Here is a 19256-nt window from a genome sequence, read left to right as displayed (position 1 = left end):
GAGCAGCCGACCGGAGGCGCGACTCGTCATCGCAGGCGAAGGGCCGGAGCGTGACCGCCTCGCCGGCTCGCGGCAGCGGGTCCGGGCGTCGAACTCCTCGGCGCCCTGCCCCGGCAGGAGGTCTACGACCTGGTCCGGCGAGCCGAGGTGTTCGTACTCGCCTCACGAAGACTCCCCGGAAAGGGCGAGGGCGTGCCCACGGCGGCTCTGGAGGCGCTGGCGCTCGGAACGCCCGTGGTGGTGTCCTCGGACGCCCTGCTGGATCCCGTGGTGTCCGTCCGCGAGGCGTACCGGGTTTTTCCGTCCGGGTCGAAGGCGGACCTGGTGAACGCCCTGAGAACCGTGCTCGACGACGAGGCGGGCCGTCACCGGATGACTGAACTCGGGCTGCGCGCGGCCACGGAACTGGACTGGCCCCGGGTCGCCCGGCGCGTGGACGAGTGGTACCAGGCGGCGCTGGGACGGCGGCGTGCCCTCGCCGGACACTGAGAGGAGCAGACCTTGCCGACAACCATTCCTGGGATGGTCAGACTGGCCTGGGAACATCCCGCCAACCGTGGGCGGCGGGCCCGGGCCCTGGCCGGCATGGCCGGGTGGCAGGCATGGAAGCGACTGGTCCGGCGGCCGGTCGACTTGTCGGTGTACGGCGACTTGTCGTTCCGTGCCTACCCCGACAGCACGCAGCCGGGTCGTTTCGTCTACTTCGGGGGACTTCCCGACTACGAGGAAATGACCTTCATGAAGCGCTATCTCCGTCCAGGGGACGGATTCATCGACGGCGGCGCCAACGAGGGAATGTTTACCTTGCTCGCCGCACAACTCGTGGGTCCGAGCGGAGCCGTGCACTCCTTCGAGGCCGTCCCCGCGTTCGCCCAACGGCTGCGGGACAACGTAGATGCGAATTCCCTCGGGTGTGTGACCGTCCACGAAATGGCGATCGGAGCGGAACCGGGTACGACGTCGTTCGTCATCAGGGGTACGGGCTCGCGCATCAGGACGGATGCCGACAGCGGCAACACCGTGCGGGTGAGGCTCGGCCGACTCGACGACACCCTGCCCGAGCGTCCCTTCGCCATGGGCAAGCTCGATGTCGAGGGTGCGGAGCACCTGGCGCTGCGCGGCGCGGATCGCTTCGTCGCCCGGAGTGAGCCGGCGGTGTGGATGCTCGAACTCGTCGACAGGTTCCTCCACCGCTTCGGCTCCACGGCGCGTGAGGTCCGGCGGTGGCTCGGTGACCACGGTTACGACGTGGTGCTCTACGACCCGCACAGCAACAGGCTTGTCGCGGCCCCGGATCCGCTTCGCCCGGGGCAGGCCGACGTACTGGCCGTGTGCCGTCAGCGGCGCCGGGAAGTGGAAGCGCGGCTCGCCGAGACGGTCTGACGGCGGACGGAAAGCGAAGCCGATGCCGACCCTCGGCTCCCACCTGCGGGCGCAATCACGGAAGTGTCCAGAATGTCTGAACCGTAAATATCGCCCAATTCGGTAAGAATGTGGCGTTCGGTTCACTGGCGACAGTCCGCGACCGCTGATGTGCGGCGCGGGCTGTGCCGACGGAAGGGGATCCGTGATGAGTACGGCGCACTGCGTCGAACGTGCTGTTGTGACCGGGGCGGCGGGCTTCATCGGCTCCCACCTCGTGGACACCCTGCTGCAACGCGGGACCACCGTTCTGGGAGTCGACCGGCGCTCACCCCGTGACAACGCCATGGCGGCGGAGAACCTCGCGAGCGCGCTGGGCCACCCGGGCTTCCGGCTGGTTCAGGGCGACCTCGTCACGGACGAGATCAAGCCCTGGGTCGACGGCGCGGACGCCGTCTTCCATCTCGCCGCCATCCCGGGCGTCCGACCTTCCTGGGGGGACGGTTTCGGCGAATACGTCGCGTGCAACGTGCTGGCGACACAACGCCTGCTGGACGCATGCGTGTCCTCCGGCGTCCGCCGCCTGGTCCTCGCCTCCTCCTCCAGCGTGTACGGGGACGCGACGGGCAGGGGGCCCCTGCACGAGGAGTGCCTCACAGCTCCACTGTCACCGTACGGGGTCACCAAGCTCGCGGCCGAACGTCTCGCTCTCGCCTACGCGCTCGCTCCGGCAAGCGCCACCAGCGTGGTCGCACTGCGTTACTTCACGGTGTACGGCCCACGCCAGCGGCCGGACATGGCCATCGGCCGGATGCTGCGCGCGGTCCGCACCGGACAGCCACTGCGCCTCTACGGGGACGGCCGCCAGCGCCGGGACTTCACCTACGTTGCGGACGCCGTCGCGGCCACCGTTGCCGCGGCGACCGCGGAGGCGACCGCGGAGGCGGTCAACGTCGGCGGCGGGGACAGCGTTTCCGTGCTCGACGTGCTGAGCCGCATCGCCGAGATCACCGGCGCCGAGGTTCCGGTGCGCGACGACAGTCATCAGCCGGGCGACGTACAGGTGACCGAAGCGGACCTCACGAAGGCGCGTGAACTGCTCGGCTACAAACCCTCGGTCACGCTGAGCGAGGGCATCGAGCGCCAGTGGCGGTCGCTGACCGCCGCCGCGACTCACCGTGCGGAACGGTGACCGCGAAGATGGAGTCGAAGGAGGGCTGGTGCACGAGGAGATGAACGTCGCGAAGGTCGACGGAGGCACGGCGATGCAGAAGGTGTCCGGAATCGTTCGTACGTATCCTTCCATCTGGCAGGGCACGGTGGTGGACGTCGGTTGCCGTACCCGCGAACTCGAGGCGGCGCTGAGCGGTCGCCAAGTGCGCTACGTGGGCGTCGACCTCGACCCGGCGGCCGAGGTCGTGGCCGACCTTGGTGACCGTCTGCCGTTCGAGGACCGGTCGGTAGAGGTGGTGACCGCCTTCGACGTCCTGGAGCACACCGACGACATCCACCGGGGCTTCTCCGAATTGTGCCGGGTCGCCCGCGAACACGTCGTGATCACCCTTCCCAACTGCTACGAGGTGGGCACCAGGGTCAGGCACCTTCGCGGCAAGCCCATCTCCGCGAAGTACGGACTGCCCACCTCACCGCCCGCGGACCGGCACCGCTGGTTCTTCTCCCTGGAAGACGCGCGGGGCTTCGTACGCAGCGCGTCCAGTCGGCACGGCTGGCGGGTGACGGACGAACGGGCGCTGCTCGGGCCCAGGCGTCAGCGCATCGGACGGGCCGTGTGCCGGTGGCCGAATCTCCTCTGCGCGACCTATCTGGTGCGCCTTCAGCCCTGTTCGTAACCCGCTCCCGGCGTCGAGTGCGATCTCCTCGCACTCGACGCCGGGACCGCGGGCGCCGGGGAATCCGACCGGGGATCCGCTCAGAGCATCGCCTCGATCATCTCGGCCGCTCGCTGTGGTGAGAACTTCTCCTGCGCCCGGCGCCGCAGCCGCGGCCCCAGCGCGCACCGCTCCTCGGGCGGCATGACTGCCAGGCTTCGCAGGTGAGCCACCAGCCCGTCCAGATCACCGACCCGGGCCACATACGGATAGCCGGCTCCCACCACGTCCCGCGAACCGCCCGCGTCCGTCGTCACGACTGGTGTGCCGCAGGCCATGGCCTCCAGCAGAACCCGCGGGAAGCCCTCCTCATAGCTGGGCATCACGACGCAGTCTGCCGCCGCGTACAGCTCGGGCAGGTCGTGGTTGGGGACCGCCCCGAGCAACTGCATTCTCCCGCCCAGGGCGGGATCCGAGGCCTCGCGCTCCAGGCGCGGCCGCTCCGGGCCGTCCCCTGCGACGACGAGTCGGACGCGTACATCCGGATCCGCGGCTTCCACGACTCGGCTGACCTCGGCGAGCAGCGGAGCGAGCAGACGCGCGCCCTTGCGGTACGACAGCCGGTGCACGAAGAGCATGACGAACTCGTCACCGTTCCAGCCGAATCGCTTGCGCGCCGTGTGGCGCGCCTCCGCGTCCAGCGGAGCGAACCGGCCGGCGTCGACGTCGTTGTACAGCAGTCGCATCCGGTGCCTGGGCACCCCCCACAGGCCGGCCATGATGGGGACCATGGTCTCCGGCCCGGTGACGAGGCAGTGCACCGATCGCGCAGTCACCCGGTTGAGGACGTCCTGCAGCCTGTGCCGCAGCGACTTGCGTCGCTCCGGCTCCCGCACGTCTGGCAGGCCGCTGCGCCACAGCAGGATGCGGTGGCGGTACAGCGGATACGTGAGGATCAGCACGGTCACGAACAGGGTCGAGTAGCGCAGAAAGTAGGTTCGGTAGCCGGCGCGAGCGCACCGGTGGATGGTGAGCGCCGTGCCCAGGACCCGGCCGAGTCTGCTTCGGCCGGGCACGCGCAGCAGGAGACGGACGCCCGCCAGTCGCGTCGGCGGGCTGCCCCGCTCGACGGCGGCCGCGAGGTCGACGCGTGACCCCAGCGCCGCGAGCAGCGCCGGAATGTGCGCGAAGTGCTCGGATTCGTTCTCCGACAGATGGGGGACGACATAGACCAGCCTCGGACGCGCATCCGGCGCGGCGGTGACCGCCGCGCCGGATCCGCGGTCCCGCCTCGTGCCGACCATCTAACCCACCCGCTGGGCCGGTGCACCGGCCCCCACGCCGGCGCCGAGTCGGCGCACCGCTCCGGTGATCTTGCGCGAGTCGAAGAGGAACGCGGGGCGCTGACCGTGCCGCCCGCAGAAGTCCAGGAAGGCCCGGCTGGAGTTGACGTCGTCACTGGCGAAGACACCGCCCTCGGTCATTCTGGGCCAGGCCTGCCTGTACTCGAACAGCTGCGGCAGATAGAGATGGTCGCTGTCGTGGAAGAACAGGTCGATGGTCCCCACGCGCTCCAAAGCCCGGCTGAAGCACGCCTCGGGCTCCTTGGGGTCAAGGATCTCCAGCCGCCACTGCGCGTGTTCGCCCACCAGCCGACCGGCGGTGTGGTTGATGTCGAAGCTGTGCAGCAGCCCTGAACCGTTGCGCTCGAGTGCGGCGAGGATCAGCCAGGAGGACCGGCCGTCGGCCACCCCGGTCTCCACCACCGACTGGGGCCTGAGCAGCCGGCTGAGCCCGTACAGTGCGGCGCTGGTCTCCACTTCCACGCCGTGCGTGCGGGGATAGTGGAGCTGCGTGTCCGCGTAGCGGTCGGCGAGTTTTTCGGCGACCTCCTGGTACTCGCCGAGCACGAGCTCGATCTCGGCGGGCTGCCACCCCAGTTCCCCGAGGAAGTCGGCTGCCGAGGTGGCGAGCCTGCCCCCGGACAGGGTGAAATCCCGAATGCTCGGCTCCGTGTAGCGCCGGATGCCGGTTCCCAGTGTGCGCATGGCGACGTACCCGCCCAACACCGATGCCACAGGCGCCACGCCGGAGTGCCTTACCCAACGACGAACAGTCGACGCTCGTCCCATGGAAGTCTCCATTTCGGTTTGTTTTCTTGGCTGATTCTTGCTTGGCGATGCATTCTTGATTCACCGCCGCGTATCAGGGCGGCTCATAGTCATTTTCTGGGTGTGACCGATTGGAAAAGGTCGGTCAACATGTCGATGTTGTTCTCGAAGCCGTAGGCGTCCAGAACGTGGTGGCGTACGGAAGACAGCTGCTCCGCGCCGGGCGGGGAGGCGAGAACCTGACGTACACCTGACGCGATCGCGGCGGCATCGACCGGGACGAGCCGGACGCTGTCCCACCCGGTCGCGACCGCGGGAATCCCGCCGACCGAGGTGGCGACCACCGGTACGCCCGCGGCCGTGGCCTCCAGCAGCGTCCGGGGCAGCCCTTCGTCCCGGGAGGAAATGACGAAGAGGTCCGCCCGGGAGAGCTCCGCACGGATCTCGTCGACATCGCGGGTCCCGAGGAACTCCACGTGCGGCGACAGACCGAGCCGTGCGGCCTCGTCAGTGAGATGGTTTCGCAGCGGCCCGTCGCCCACGATGCGCAGGCGGACAGCGGGTTCGGTCCGCACGAGCTCGGCCACAGCCGCAAGCAGGAGGTCGAAGCCCTTCGAGGCCACGAGCCGGCCAACCGCCAGAAGCTGAAGGGACGGTGACTCCAGCGGGGGCCGTGCACGCTTGAGCGGCTCTTCCCATACCGGGAGCAGCCGCGGCGGGACCTCGGCGCAAGGAAGGCCCCGTCCGGCCAGCGAGTCGGAGATGGAACGGGACACGGCCCGGCGGGTGTCGGCTCGACGGGCGAAGAAGATGACGGCCCGGCGCAGGACGGCCCGGCGCCCGCGGCCGAGGGAAGCCACCGGCAGGGCGAGGTAGTCGCCGTGCACGTCCATGAGCCAGGGACTTCCCACAAGCCGCGAGACGAGCCAGGCGGAGAGCCAGCCCCAGGGTTCGGTGCCATTGACCACGACGGTCTCACCGCGGCGCTGGGCAGCCCGTGCCAGCCGTACACCGATCCGTACCGATCCCGCCACCCAGATCAGCGACCGCGGGCCGGGGCGCCGCAGTCGCCTGTGGACGTGCAGCGGCCCTCGTCGGCACTCCAGACGCGGGCCGGCCCAGACGCACTCGGCGCGGCCGAGTCGGCCCGCCAGCGCGGCCCAGGTGCGGAAGTCGGCGGAGTCGTCGACGTCCGCCTGCCGGACCCCCGAGATCGTCACGGCGGTGAGCCCGATGGGCTGCGTGGCGGTCGTCATGACGCACTGAGCCGGTAGCCGGACAGCAACGGCGGCAGCTCGGCGGGCTCCAGCCGCGACCACGCGTCGACGGCCGACAGGCACGGTACGAAGGGCTCGTGGCCCTGGGCGTATGTCGGGTGGTCGAAGTCGAAGAACCGGACCGTGATCCCGTGGTCGGCGAAGGCGTCGAGGTCCAGGTAGTCGCGCCCCGACGGTCCCGCCAGGTATTCGTCGGCGCCTGCCGCCCGGCAGAGACCGGCGATCAGTTCGGACTTGCTTCCGGTGACGGCCAGCTCGGACGAGCGAACCATCGGCACCTTGACGTCGAACTGCGCCAGCAGATAGTCGGCGAGCTCGAGATTGAGGTCGGCCAGCGAGCCGGCGGGCGGTGCCGCGTCGATCACCGACAGCAGGTCCTCGACCCGGTTGACAGCCCGGGTTCCCGACACCGCCTGGACCAGACGTCCGCGGTAACGCCGGCGCCAGAAGGGCACCTCACAGATTCGCACATCGCGGATTCGCGTACCGAACGGCGAGGTCACCGGCACGGTTAGCCAGGAGGACTGCCCGTTGACCAGGACCCGGTTGCGGTTCTGGAAGTAGTTCTTCCGGTACGGCACCGAGTCGAGGACGATCCACAGGTCGGACGCGGCGACCTTGGCCAGGAGACCGAGCCACGGCAGGTGCTCGGGCTGGTGGACGGCGACCCTCATGCGAGCACGCCTTCCAGCCGGGACACCTCGAACGCCTCGCCGTACCGGGCACGCATCTCATAGCCGCGGTACCTCGAGCGGGCCTCGACGCCCTCGATCCACTGCTCGCCGTACTTGGCGTACTCCGACTCGTGCTGGCGCAGTGCCCGCAGTTTCTTGTCGATGGTGTCGTCGATGTTGATGTACAGCTGCGGGCGGAAGCCGACGTAAGAGCGCCCCGACGGCGTGATGGGCTCGTACATCAGGACGGAGTTGTAGTACCGGCTCGCCGCGATGGTGGCGAGCGCGGTGTTGGCATGGGACCGGTGGGTGTCGAACGGCCAGTGCGTGAAGACCATCGTCGGACGGAACTCGTCGACGACCCTGTTGATCGATTCCACGACGGTCGAGTGGTTCTCCACGTCCTTGGCCGGGAACGACAGGACGTCGATCTCCTTCACCCCGAGGGTCGCGGCGGCTTCCCTGCCCTCGGTCACCGCCACCTCGGCGTCACGGAAGTGGCTTCCGTCGTAACTGGTGTAGTCCGAGGGGCTCATCACGAGGAAGCGCACCACGGCCCCCGCCTCGACGAGACGGGCGGCGGTGCCTCCGGCCGCCAGCTCGATGTCGTCGAGGTGAGCCCCCACGAACAGGCTGCGCTCGAACATCGGGTTGCTGCAGAACATCACGTCTTCCTCTCCGGCAACGGTCACCGATGGGGCGTGGTGCCGGTCGCCAGGGACAATTTGCCTTCCGGAGTGGTACCGGTGACCCGGAAACCCGCACGCGTGTAGAGAGCGAGCGCGGGCCGGTTGGCGGGGTCGCAGACGAGGGTGACGACGCCGGGCGTCCGCGCCAGGAAAGCGGCGACCAGCCCGGAGGCGACACCGGTACGCCGGTGTCGGGGGTCGGTCGCCACACGGTGCAGATGCGCGCCGTCGGGCCGCCGGGAGGCGATCAGGAATCCGGCCGGTGTCCCCGACACGGTCGCGACGAGGCTCAGCTCCCGCTTGCCGGGAAGGTCCCGAACGAAGTTCTCGCGCTGCCACGGCCCGGTGTCGTAGTGGTCGCTCGCCTCGTGCGCGTGCTGCTCCAACTCCACGAGCTCATCGAGCAGTTCGTCCACGACATCGCCGAAGCGGCGCAGCTCGTGGACCGGCTGCGGGACCGCGGCCGTCGTCTCCGTGCTGTGCGTCCAGTCCGAACTGCGCATCGAGGCCCCCTGAGTCGCGGTGCTCACCCGAGTCTCGCAAGGCGGGGACAGCAGCCGGCGTCGGCTGGCCGACCGGCGGGAACCGGTACGCTCCAACGGCGTACACGGGGTGCGGCCTTCCCACGTGCCGGACACCCGCTCGCGTGCCCCGCGACCACACTGAGCCCGGTGACATTGCCGAGGACGAAGCGGCGGCCGCCCCGCTGACAACAGCACGGCACCGGGGCCCTGCCCGGGTGGTCCGTCGCGCTCATGGCCGCCGCCGCGGTCTCCGTACCTGTGACCGCCGTGCTGCTGGGCACACATGGCTCGGCCTGGCTTGCGGCAGCGGCGCTTGTCGTCCCTGACCATGCCGGGGGTGCTGCTGTGGCCCGCACTCGTGCTGGTCTGCGCCCTGGGGCATGGCTCGGCATCGCCGCCCTGCGGGCCCCCGCTGGTGGGTGCGCGAGCAACTGTCAGGAGTTGTGGGCCGGTCGAGATGTGTCACGCTGTTGACGGGTTCCGCTAGGCGTTCGAAGAGGTGACCGTTCTCGAAGCCGGCGCTGGCCCCGGAGGAGGGCGACGAGGTGGGGTGCGGTCACAGCGCGCCAGTGAGCCCGGGCGGACTCGACAAGCTTGAACACCATCGCCAGTGCGGCGGCCGGGCTGCCCGCGCCGCGGGTGACCTTCGTACGGAGTTTCACCGTTGGTGGTCCGCAGGTGGATCCAGTGCTCGGCGGGGGAAGTCGTAGAACGCCAGCAGCTCGTCGACCTCGGCGGTGATCTTTTACAGGCCCATCGCGCTGTCCCCGGCCACCAGCGCCGGATCGCGCATGCCGCGCCGACGGCAGCCGCGCAGCAGGTCGGCCCACGACCCGGCCGACGCCCGCAGTCCCTCCGCCAGAGTGATCAGCTCTTGGAGCCGTCGGTGCGCACGCCCATCAGCACCAGGACACAGGAGCGGGCCTGGCCCAGGCGGACCTCGGGGTGCACCCGTCAGCCCACACGTACACGTAGTCGGACTGCGACAGGTCGCAATGCTGGAAGGCGGCGTGGTCGGGTCCTGCCGCTGCCTGATCAGCCTCGTCACGGTGGTCGGCCACAGCCGCCCAGCTGCCCGGGAACTGTTCCAGCGCGGGCACGATGTCCCCGGACGACAGTCCGTGCGGGTAGAGCAGCGGCAGCACTCGGAGACCCTCGGCGACTTGCGGCACCACGGCGGCAGGATCTTCGAGGAGAACCGCTTGCGCTCGCCGGTGACCTCGTCGATGCGCCGGCCATTCAGTCGCGGCGCCTTGACCTCGATGGAGCCGGCGGCCGTGGTCACCGACCGCTTGCGGTGGTAGCCGTCGCGGACCACCAGACGCCGAGCCGCCTCGTCGCACTGGTCGTCCAACTCGGCTGTGCGGGCGTTGACTTCGGCCTCCAGCGCAGCGGCCAGCCTTGCCGTCGCGCCCTCGCGGACGATGTCGTCGATCAAGAAGCCGGTCTCGGTGGAACCGTCGGCATTCACTACGCTGAGAACGAGCGTGCCTTCCCTGCCGACGGCGCAACGTCGGCCTACTCGATGGCCAGAAGTCGATCACCGGGAAAGGTACGCCCTTCGTGTCCAACCCGAGGCCGAGCCACAAGGCATGAGCACTGCTTTCTTCGGCGGCGGGGCTGCCGGAACGGCTTCGTCCTGGTGCGGATCTTGCGATGGCTGAGCAGCACTGCCGGCCGGTGCGAGCCCCATACCTGCGCAGATGAAGAACAGTAGCGTCTGCATCGAGGCGGCATACAGGGGCATTTCCGTGACCGAGTGTGCGAGGAGATCCAGAGTGATCAACAAGGGGGCTTGGCGTCTGCGCACCAGGTGCCGGAGCAGCCCGCCAAGGAACAGCACCAGCATCAGCAGACCAGGAACGCCCGTAAAGCTGAACACGGCGATGAACAGGTTGTAGGGGTAGACCGAGTCCACGGCTTCTTCGGTGAATTGCTGGAAGTGGCCCATGGACGCAACCTCCGCCCATCCGCTACCGAGGAGGGGGTGCTCCAAGCCGTTGTGGATACCGTTGGCAATGCTCTGGTCTCGGAGGTGAGCGCTGTACTCGTTGAGGCCAAACTGCTGGGTGACCCAGCTGACGGTCATCAGCCCCAGCGCGGTGAACAGCAGAAAGATGACGATGAGTCTGGACAGTGACAGCCTCTTCTGAGCCCAGACGACGAGCACGACGATGGTGGCGAACCATACGCTGCGGGTATGCGTCAGGAAGATCCCGCCCAGCAGCACGGCGCCGACGATCCACCGGCCCGGGAACCGCAGTTCTGCGGTCAAGAGGGGGCACAGCGCAGCCACCAGGAGCGCCCCAGTCTGCCCGGGGTCGCCGATGTCCAGCCCGATGAGCCGTGTCTGACCCTGCAATACTCCGCCGACAAGATTGACCAGGGCATAGCACAGGACGATGCCGTAGAAGAGACTCCGGTCCGTCCCGCGCCGCGAGAGGACCAGGAACACCGCACCGTAGACGGCGATCCGGAGCAATGGCGTGATAGATGCGTCTGCGTGAGCGGTGGCCAGAAACGACCAGGCCAAGAACAGGCCAAGGGACAGGGCCACGAAGCCGATGGGCGCAGCTCTCCCGGCGGGCCGCTGCGCCAGGGCCCACAGCAGGTAGGCGAGCAAGAGCACATCGCTGATCAACAGCGGCCGCACCACCGGGGCTTGGAGGCTGGCGATGCCGAGCCCATGGACCAGCACGATTGCGCCGGCCAGCATGACCGCAGAGGCAACAGAGCCGGGCGGTGGCGGCGCCTTGACGTGGGCGGCGAGATCACGAAGCGATCCCCGGGTGAGGGCGTTCGGCTGCACCGAATGAGCTGGCGTTCTCTTACTCGTCACCAGACCGAGTCTGTCCGTGTGGCAGACGATGACGAGTCCGGCACGCCGGGCCGGTACCACAGCCGGGTCATCGACCCGGACCTGGCGAATACACCGTCGGGGCTTCCCAGGCTGCTCGGTGGTGCCCTTGTCATGCTTCTGCGGTGCGAGGCCGAGGGAACACGTTGACGCCGGTTCCATGCGGAGGGGCTTTCCGACGCAAACCCGCCGCTGCCGCGGCGACGCAGCCCCAGATCACCGTCGTGACCTTCTCGGGGGTGCGGCAGCCGGACGTCGACGATTCCAAGGACTTCCGCACCTGGGCCGCGCTGGCTGACCGCACTGGCCGACCTGGCCTGAGCGCCGGTGACCGGGACCGACGGTCACGCGTGCACATGCGCTCTTTCCGGCCAGCGTGGTCGGCATCATCATCCCGGTCTCCATCCTTGGTACAGGGCGACGACTTCCAGTGGGTGTCGAAACCGCCGCGGCGGCAGGTGACACGGCCGATCACACACATGGAGGCACCGCAGTGCCTCGTGTGGTGCTGTGTCCCAGCAACTCTCACTTCGCCTGTAGGGAGCCAGACGGCCGGTCCGCCTGGACGTGGGCAGCGGATTGGCCGGTGTGACCCGTACGGCGGTGCCGCATCTGCTCGCGGACAGGCCGCGCCGCCCGCAGCACCGCCCGCGGCAGTACGGTCTTCGCGACCGAGGTCAGCCGGTTGGCCACCACGGTCAGCCAGACAGAGGGCGGTCGGTGGAGGCCGAGTCGATAGCGAAGCCTGCTGGCCCCGGAAGGCTGGTGACCGCTCACCATCGTGAGCCACTCCCTCACCGCCGGAGGACCTGCCAGGCCGCTCAGCCCGTCACGGGTGACGAAGTGCCGGCGCTGCTCGCGCAGGCGTTCTTCCACAGTTCCCTGCCGATGAGCCTGGCTCGGGATCTTCCGCACGTCGAAGTCAACATAGATGCTGGTGATCCGGCTGATGGCACCGCTGTCGAGCAGGTCATCGAGAACGTCGCACTCGCTACCTTCGCAGTTGAGCTTCACATAGATCTCGTCATCGGCGGATGTATGCGCAAACACCCAATCCGTGGCGCGCACCAGGGAGATCGTCTCCTGCCCGACGTCACTTCCCAGATTCACCTTGTCGGCGTAAACGCTGGCTCCGAGCGATCCCGCTCCGAACAGGGTCGTAGACCCGGTCGCGCGGGAGAGGCCTGCCGGGACCACCCGGACTCGCTTGTCGCGAAATCCTCGCAGCACGCGCTGGCAGGAGTGTGCGGGCTCGAAGGAGTAGATCTTGTCGAATCCCCATCTGGGGTCGAGCGCTACGTCCAGGGACTCACCGTAGTGCGCCCCGACGTCGAGGAAGATACGCACGGTGTTCACCTCTCTGTTGTCGCCAGGGCCAGCCACGGATGCCGAAACTCCCTGCCGCGAATCACTCGGCTTGATGGAGGCCGCGGCGTTCATCCGCTCCCAGGGATAACAGGCGGAGCAGATTTTCACCCGTTGACACGGTCCGCGAAGCGACGATGCACTCCGAACAGCGCACCTCATCGCCGAGTGGCAGAAGCCCTCGACGCTCAGGGAACAAGCTGCACGCCGGGGAACTGCGAGGGCTTGCGGCAGCACTTTGGCCCACATAGTGGGGAGTAATCGTTCATTCTTCGTCCGCGCGGGCATGGGCTCGGCCGCCCGGCGGGGCCGGGGTTGGAAGCAGCGCGCCCGCAGCTCGAGGCAGCCGGGCGCGACGGGTGCGCCGTAGGTGTGGCCGCTGTCCCGGCGGGCGGCGTGTCGGAGTCACCCGGTCGTTCCCGGCGGGTCACCATGAGCGCTCGTCGTGGGCGGGTATCGGTACCCGACCCACCGGTCGGCCAGGAACCCGGTGAGGCTGCATGGTGATTGCCCGACGTAGCGCCGATTGCGCCGCCCCCTCGCGGATCCGGGTGATGAGAGTCATCGCGAGGATGAACGTGGGCGGTCCGGCCCTCCAGGTATCCACACTGATGCGCGGACTGGACACCGAGTTGTTCGACCACCGGCTGTACGCCGGGTTCGTGGGCCCGGACGAGGCCGACTACGTGGAGCAGCGGGCCCCGGACGTGCGGGTCTGCCGGGTACCCACCCTGGGCCGCGCGGTGCGGCCGGCCGACGACCTGCGCGCACTGCGCGGACTGGTCGCCGCCATGCGCCGGTTCCGGCCGCACATCGTGCACACGCACACCGCCAAGGCGGGAGCACTCGGACGGGCGGCAGCCGTGCTCGCGCGGGTGCCGGCACGTGTGCACACGTTCCACGGCCACCTCCTGCACGGCTATTTCTCACCTGCCAAGACCCGTCTGGTGGTTCAGGCCGAGCGGAATCTGGCAGCCGCCACCGACCGGCTCGTGGCGGTGGGGCGCGGTGTCCGGGACGACCTCCTGGCCGCCGGCATCGGCCGGCCCGGACAGTACGCCGTGGTGCCGCCCGGCACGACACCGGCCGCAGCCCCCGGGCGCGCGGAGGCGCGCGAGCGGCTCGGCGTCCCGCAGGACAGCCTTGTCGTGGTGTATGTCGGGCGGGTGACCAGGATCAAGCGGCCCGACCGCTTCCTGGCGGTGGCCCGCGAGGTGCGCCGCGCCGTACCGGCCACCCGATTCCTGGTGTGCGGTGACGGAGATCTGCACAGCGACCTGGAATCGGCCGCCGACCTCGGCGACGCGCTCCATCTGCTGGGGTGGCGCGCTGATGTGGAGACCGTCTACGCAGCCGCGGACGTGGTGCTGCTCACCTCGGACAACGAGGGAATGCCGGTCAGCCTGATCGAGGCCGGGCTGGCCGGGGTGCCGGCCGTGGCCACGAACGTGGGCAGCGTGGCCGAGGTGGTCCGGGACGGGACGACGGGGCTGCTGGCCCCACCGAATGCCGACGCGCTCACCCGCCACACCGTCACGCTCCTTCGCGACGAGGGTCTCCGCCGCCGGATGAGAGAAGCCGCCCGCGCCTGGACAACCAATCAGTTCGGGGCCGAGCGCCTGGTGCGGGACACCCAAGATCTCTACACGTCTATCGCCGTAACGCGCGGCTGGTGGCCCGCCCCCCTACAGGAAGGTGTCGACCGTTGAACGTCGTAGTGACCGGAGGCGCCGGGTTCATCGGAGCGAACCTGTGCCGTGAACTGGCCTTGCGCCCTTCCGTTGGCAAGGTTGTCGTCCTGGACGACCTGAGTACCGGCTCGGCGGCCAACCTGGTGGGCACGGACGTGGAACTGGTCGAGGGCAGCATCCTCGACCGCGACCTGCTCCACGACGTGGTGACCTGGGCCGACGCGGTCGTCCACCTGGCCGCACGGCCGTCCGTGCCGCGTTCCCTGGCGGATCCGTTTGCCAGCCACGAGGTCAACGCCACCGGTACGATGCGTGTCCTGGAGGCGTGCCGCCACGGGGACACGCACCTGGTGGCCGCGTCGTCGTCGTCGGTGTACGGCTCCGTCACCGACCTGCCCAAGCACGAGGGCCTGCCGACCCGTCCGCTCAGCCCCTATGCCGCCAGCAAGGTCGCCACCGAGTCCTACGTGCTCGCCCATCAGTCGGCTTTCGGCCTCTCGGCCCTGGTCTTCCGCTTCTTCAACGTCTACGGCCCGCTGCAGTCGGCCGGGCACGCCTACGCCGCGGTCGTTCCGTCCTTCATCGACGCGGCGTTGCGCGGTGACCCGCTGACGGTGTTCGGCGACGGCCACCAGACCCGCGACTTCACGTACGTTGGCACGGTCGTCCAGGTGCTCGCCGATGCCACCGAGCGCAGGGTCACCTGTGCCAGCCCGATCAATCTGGCCTTCGGTACCCGGGTCAGCGTCCTGGAACTCGCGCATCACCTCGCCAAGACGCTGGAACTGGCGGTCGAGGTCCGACACGAGCCGACCCGTTCCGGCGAGGTGCGAGTCTCCCAGGCCGACGACGGCCTGCTGCGCAGTCTGTTCACCGGGCTCCGGCCGGTTCCTCTGGAACAGGGACTGGCCGAGACCGTCCGGTGGTTCCGCTCGCTGCCGGAATATGCGTAGGCGATCTGCGCGATCACCGGCATGGTATCGGCCAAGGGCAGACATATGATCGTTTGCCATCTCTGAACCCGCAACGAAAATCCAGGCTTTCACTGACTGTGAAAGAAATTCAGCAATCCGCCTGGTGGTTACGTCGACATGGATTGCATGGTGGCGTTCAGGCTGGTCCAGGCGATGTAACTCGGCCTGGTTCCGGACATGGAATGTCTACGACGCGGCGACGTGGGCTTGCTTCGGTTGCCTTGAATGCGGCCTCCAGGGGCGTCGACCTTGGCGGCGGCGGTTCCCACGAACTTCTCCACTTCCTGACCCGGCTGCTCAGGCACGAGGTGGCGCTGGAGACGGGCTCGGTGCTCCAGCCGGACTTCTGTAATTTTGCCTGGTCAAACGGCTTGGCGGTGGGGAGTGTAGCGGGGGTTTGGCATGCGCGGGACGGTCTTGGGCCGGCTGTCTCACCAACGTGTGGCTGCCCCGCATGCAGTGACTGGGCGACGAGCAGTGCCTTGTCGTGATGCACGACGTACCGACGAACGCCTGGGACCTGGAACTCGAAGAACTCTTCCTGCGAACCGGAGCCCGCTTTTGCCGTGTGGAGGCCCGGCGGCGGATGCGGGACTACGTGGCCGAACAACTCGGCCAGTCAGGCGGCGTGTTTATCCCCGACGACACCGGCTTCGCAGCGGGGTCGGGGGCCAAGGGCGAACGGTTCTACGACTGGGCCGCCGCTCGTACGCCCGCCGTGACCGAGTTCGATGGCGATGAGCCGATCCGGCAGCGATGGATGCTGGCCCGCCGCGGCATCAGCAAGCCCGACGAGCTCGAGAATCGTCAGCCCGAGCAGCTCAACTGATCCAGGAATCGGCAATTACTCCTGCCGCCTTCGACGTGGTGGCGCCCTCTTACGGCGCGATGCCGATGGTCTGTTCCTTTCGAGGTGGAATCGCACGGGTACTGGAGTTGAACACCGACCGGGTGAGGAACCGCAGCACGACGAACCAGGCGATGGTGCTGAATGCCAGCAAGCCGAGCGAGCCCCAGGCGAAGGCCAGCGTCATGCGCGACGGACCGGTCCAGATCTGCGTGACGGTGATCAGCCACCCGAGCTGACATGCCCCCTCGACGGCCAGGAAGATCAACCTGACGCCGGGGAATCCCAGAGCCGGGGGCAGCACTTTCGCCCAGATCACCGTGCCGCGCAGCGCAGCTCCCGCCAGCATCACCACTGCCGACGCCGACAACATCGTGTACTCGGGGCCGTACACCAAACCCAGGAACAGACTGAGAAGAGAGGCCGCGGTAACCACAGCGATCACTCCGATGCCTCCGGTGAGTGCACTGGCGCGGAGGACGTCGCGCATCACCGCTCCACGGCGCCCTTCGGCTCCGGCCATGGCCAGACGCGGGTAGAGCTGTGCCGGCACAGGGCTGAGGAACCCTGCGAAGAGGCGACCCGGTGCGGCGGCGATTTTCAAGTACGTCACCAGTGTGGGGCCACCGAGCAGCCCGGCCACGAGGGAGAGGCCGCTGTCCGATGCCGCAGCGACGGATCCGGTGGCCGAACTCTTCACCAGGAAGGGCAGCAGACCTGGTGGCATCGGAATGGAGTTTTCGCACGGTGCACCGCACACCCGATGCACCTGCCGAGAGGCACTCACCGTGAGTGTCACGGTGGAGACCAGGCCGGTGATCACTGTCGCCACCAGGTAGCCGACCGGGCCGGTGACCAGCAGAGCCGTCAGTGTCACCAGGCATCCGACGCCTGAGAGGGCCAATCGGATGACGCCGAGCCGGGAGAGCTGGCCGGCGATCGCAAACCCGGCCGAAGCGCTGCCCGAAGGCGTGGCCGCTCCCGCCGCCATTACGGCGGGCACCAGCAGGGACAGCTGTTCGGCTGAGATCCAGCCGACAGTGGCGGCAGCCACCGCCAACGCCACGCCCAGGATCGTGGCCAGCAGCCCGGCCACGATGTCCAGCCTGACAAGCCGACAGTACAGTCGTGTGCCCCGACCAGGGGAGCGAAGTTGCTCGGCGGGGACAAATCGCTGAAGCGCGTCTTCGAAGCGTGGATCCCACAGCACGAACCAGACCGTCGCCATGGACTGCGCCAAGAGCACCTGTCCCGTCTCCGTGCTGCCAAATAGCCGGACCAGCATGGCAGTCGTGACGAATGACAGTGCCGACTCGACCTGACTGGCGGCGGTCAGTGAGCCGAAGGTCCTCAAATGCCTTTGCCAGTGATGACGCTTTCCCCGGCGCTTGACCCATGACCTGCCCTTGGGCCGGGCGTGCTCCCCGTGCATCACGCCTCCAGCGATGCCTGTCCGGCTTGGTGTCCGTTGGCTGATCTTTCTCCGGTGCCTGGGAAATCCGGCGGCACCTCCGCTGACGGTGGACCGCTCATCCGCGGCTGCGTCTCCCTGTCAATCAGAGCGTGTCGCGAATGCCGCCGTGACCTGCCACCGCGATCGCATCGCCGCCGAGCTGGCAGGCTGCCGAGGACCGCAGCAGACGACCGTGGAGCCTGTCCGCTGGAACCTTCCCGGCTCGGGCAGGGCGCGCGGGGGGACGGTCAGAGGACTTCCACACGCTCGCCCCGGCAGCGGTTGCGAGTGTCCAGCACGTAGGAGGCGGCCTCCTCGACGAGCGCGTAGTCGAAGGCGTCGTGGTCGGTCGTCACCAGGACCACGTCGGCGGTCCGGACCTCCGCCTCGGTGAGCTCCACCCGGGTGATGTCCGGGGGAAGGAGATACGAGTCGGTAAGCGGCTCGGCCACGACCAGTTGGGCGCCGAGAGCGAGTAGCGACCGGGCGATGACAAGAGCGGGCGACTCTCGGATGTCGCCGGTGTTCTTCTTGTAGGACAGGCCGAGTTGCAGCACGCGGGAGCCATTGACCGACTTGCCGCGCTTGTTCAGACCGTGGGTGATCCGCCGGACGACGTGGTCGGGCATGTGATCGTTGATCTCATTGGCCAGCGTGACGAACCGGACGTCCTGCCTCAGCAGTCTCTTGACCTGCCACGACAGATAGGAGGGGTCCACGGGCAGACAGTGGCCGCCCACCCCCGGCCCGGGCCTGAACGGCATGAAACCGAACGGCTTGGTACTCGCGGCCTCGACCGCCTCCCAGATGTCCGCCCCCAACTGCCGCGAGATCATGGCCATCTCGTTGACCAACGCGATGTTGACGTGCCGGAAGGTGTTCTCCAGCAGCTTGGTCAGCTCGGCGGTGCGGCAGGAGCTCACGGGCACGGTGCGCTCCACGATGGAGGCGTAGAAGCGCTCGATGCTACCGAGCGAGGCCTCGTCGATCCCCGAGATCACCTTGGGCGTGTTCTCCAGGTGCCAGTCGGGGTTCCCGGGGTCGATGCGCTCAGGGGAGTAGCCGAGGTGGAAGTCCTGACCGGCCTCCAGCCCGCTGCCCGCCTCCAGCAGCGGCCGCAGCAGGCACTCGGTCGTCCCGGGATACGTGGTGGACTCCAGGATCACGGTGGAGCCGGGGCTGAGGTGGGGGGCGATGCTCCGACCGGCGCACTCCACAAAGCCCAGATCGGGTGCGCCCTCGCGCAGCGGGGTCGGCACGGTGATGACGCAAACGTCGAGAGCGTCGATCGTTTTGTAGTCGGTGGTGGCGCGGAAGCGGCCGCTGTCCGCCGCGGCCACAAGGCTCGCGCCGTCGACGCCCTCGATGTAGGAGTCGCAGGCGCCCAGGCGCTTGACACGCAACTCATCAGTGTCCACACCGATGACGGAAAAGCCGGCTTCGACGGCCCGCATGGCCAGTGGCAGACCCACGTATCCCAGGCCGACAACGACCAGCTTGCTCTCGCTCGTACGGCTGCTCTGACGCACTCATCACTCCGATTTTTTTGCAACCGCCATTATGTCAAGCCAATTTGATACGCATACGGCCACTTCGATCGGTA

At 68.4% G+C, this 19256-nt stretch carries 16 protein-coding genes and 2 pseudogenes; 7 read left to right on the top strand and 11 right to left on the bottom strand.

Annotated elements, in window-relative coordinates:
• Nucleotides 1-87: 87 nt before the first annotated feature.
• From V8690_RS18550 to V8690_RS18535, 4 genes and pseudogenes are all read left to right on the top strand, one after another.
• Nucleotides 88-489, top strand: a pseudogene (locus V8690_RS18550) (glycosyltransferase); the annotation flags it as partial.
• A gap of 33 nt (nucleotides 490-522) precedes the next feature.
• Nucleotides 523-1383 carry an FkbM family methyltransferase gene (locus V8690_RS18545; RefSeq protein WP_338780293.1) on the top strand — a complete coding sequence of 287 codons (861 nt, stop codon included), beginning with the start codon at nucleotides 523-525 and terminating at the stop codon, nucleotides 1381-1383.
• 187 nt (nucleotides 1384-1570) lie between these two features.
• Nucleotides 1571-2554 carry an NAD-dependent epimerase/dehydratase family protein gene (locus V8690_RS18540; protein WP_338780290.1) on the top strand — a complete coding sequence of 328 codons (984 nt, stop codon included), beginning with the start codon at nucleotides 1571-1573 and terminating at the stop codon, nucleotides 2552-2554.
• A 28-nt stretch (nucleotides 2555-2582) separates the two neighbouring features.
• The gene (locus V8690_RS18535; protein ID WP_338780289.1) at nucleotides 2583-3212 is read left to right on the top strand and encodes a methyltransferase domain-containing protein; all 630 of its coding nucleotides are present in this window, start codon (nucleotides 2583-2585) and stop codon (nucleotides 3210-3212) included.
• 80 nt (nucleotides 3213-3292) lie between these two features.
• Here V8690_RS18535 and V8690_RS18530 read toward each other — a convergent pair whose 3' ends face one another.
• The 9 genes and pseudogenes from V8690_RS18530 to V8690_RS18490 all read right to left on the bottom strand — a co-directional run bounded on the left by V8690_RS18530 (nucleotide 3293) and on the right by V8690_RS18490 (nucleotide 12670).
• Entirely contained in the window at nucleotides 3293-4495 is a 1203-nt protein-coding gene (locus tag V8690_RS18530) for a glycosyltransferase family 4 protein (RefSeq protein WP_338780287.1), read from the bottom strand.
• Nucleotides 4496-5239 carry a class I SAM-dependent methyltransferase gene (locus V8690_RS18525; RefSeq protein ID WP_338780285.1) on the bottom strand — a complete coding sequence of 248 codons (744 nt, stop codon included), beginning with the start codon at nucleotides 5237-5239 and terminating at the stop codon, nucleotides 4496-4498.
• Nucleotides 5240-5412: 173 nt separating this feature from the next.
• Nucleotides 5413-6558, bottom strand: a complete 1146-nt coding sequence (locus tag V8690_RS18520) for a glycosyltransferase family 4 protein (RefSeq protein WP_338780283.1) — start codon at nucleotides 6556-6558, stop codon at nucleotides 5413-5415.
• A complete protein-coding gene (locus tag V8690_RS18515; RefSeq protein ID WP_338780281.1) occupies nucleotides 6555-7253 on the bottom strand; it encodes a WbqC family protein in 699 nt (232 codons plus the stop codon). Before V8690_RS18515 ends, V8690_RS18520 begins: the two co-directional genes overlap by 4 nt.
• On the bottom strand, nucleotides 7250-7918 hold the full coding sequence (locus V8690_RS18510) for a PIG-L family deacetylase (protein WP_338780279.1): 669 nt from the start codon (nucleotides 7916-7918) through the stop codon (nucleotides 7250-7252). The genes V8690_RS18515 and V8690_RS18510 overlap by 4 nt, the downstream gene beginning before the upstream one ends.
• A 23-nt stretch (nucleotides 7919-7941) precedes the next feature.
• Nucleotides 7942-8445: a GNAT family N-acetyltransferase gene (locus V8690_RS18505; protein WP_338780277.1), complete on the bottom strand. Its 504-nt coding sequence runs from the start codon at nucleotides 8443-8445 to the stop codon at nucleotides 7942-7944.
• Nucleotides 8446-8953: 508 nt separating this feature from the next.
• Nucleotides 8954-9937: pseudogene (locus V8690_RS18500) on the bottom strand (transposase); the annotation flags it as partial.
• Nucleotides 9938-10006: 69 nt separating this feature from the next.
• Nucleotides 10007-11275 (bottom strand): O-antigen ligase family protein, encoded by a 1269-nt coding sequence (locus V8690_RS18495; protein WP_338780274.1) that lies wholly within the window; start codon nucleotides 11273-11275, stop codon nucleotides 10007-10009.
• Between the two features lie 573 nt (nucleotides 11276-11848).
• Nucleotides 11849-12670 (bottom strand): hypothetical protein, encoded by an 822-nt coding sequence (locus tag V8690_RS18490; protein ID WP_338780273.1) that lies wholly within the window; start codon nucleotides 12668-12670, stop codon nucleotides 11849-11851.
• A 518-nt stretch (nucleotides 12671-13188) separates the two neighbouring features.
• Here V8690_RS18490 and V8690_RS18485 point away from each other — a divergent pair.
• From V8690_RS18485 to V8690_RS18475, 3 genes are all read left to right on the top strand, one after another.
• Complete coding sequence (locus V8690_RS18485) at nucleotides 13189-14397, top strand: glycosyltransferase (RefSeq protein ID WP_338780272.1); 1209 nt, start codon at nucleotides 13189-13191, stop codon at nucleotides 14395-14397.
• Complete coding sequence (locus V8690_RS18480) at nucleotides 14394-15332, top strand: NAD-dependent epimerase/dehydratase family protein (RefSeq protein WP_338780270.1); 939 nt, start codon at nucleotides 14394-14396, stop codon at nucleotides 15330-15332. Before V8690_RS18485 ends, V8690_RS18480 begins: the two co-directional genes overlap by 4 nt.
• A gap of 508 nt (nucleotides 15333-15840) precedes the next feature.
• Nucleotides 15841-16182: a hypothetical protein gene (locus V8690_RS18475; protein WP_338780268.1), complete on the top strand. Its 342-nt coding sequence runs from the start codon at nucleotides 15841-15843 to the stop codon at nucleotides 16180-16182.
• Nucleotides 16183-16231: 49 nt separating this feature from the next.
• Here the strand turns inward: V8690_RS18475 and V8690_RS18470 are convergent, their stop codons facing one another.
• Both V8690_RS18470 and V8690_RS18465 read right to left on the bottom strand, forming a co-directional pair.
• Nucleotides 16232-17632 (bottom strand): hypothetical protein, encoded by a 1401-nt coding sequence (locus V8690_RS18470; RefSeq protein ID WP_338780266.1) that lies wholly within the window; start codon nucleotides 17630-17632, stop codon nucleotides 16232-16234.
• Between the two features lie 269 nt (nucleotides 17633-17901).
• On the bottom strand, nucleotides 17902-19182 hold the full coding sequence (locus V8690_RS18465; RefSeq protein WP_338780264.1) for a nucleotide sugar dehydrogenase: 1281 nt from the start codon (nucleotides 19180-19182) through the stop codon (nucleotides 17902-17904).
• Nucleotides 19183-19256 lie beyond the last annotated feature (74 nt).

The organism is Streptomyces sp. DG1A-41, assembly GCF_037055355.1.
GTDB lineage: Bacteria > Actinomycetota > Actinomycetes > Streptomycetales > Streptomycetaceae > Streptomyces.
The sequence above is the reverse complement of the archived record's forward strand: the minus strand, read 5'-3'. Positions and strand labels throughout refer to the sequence as shown.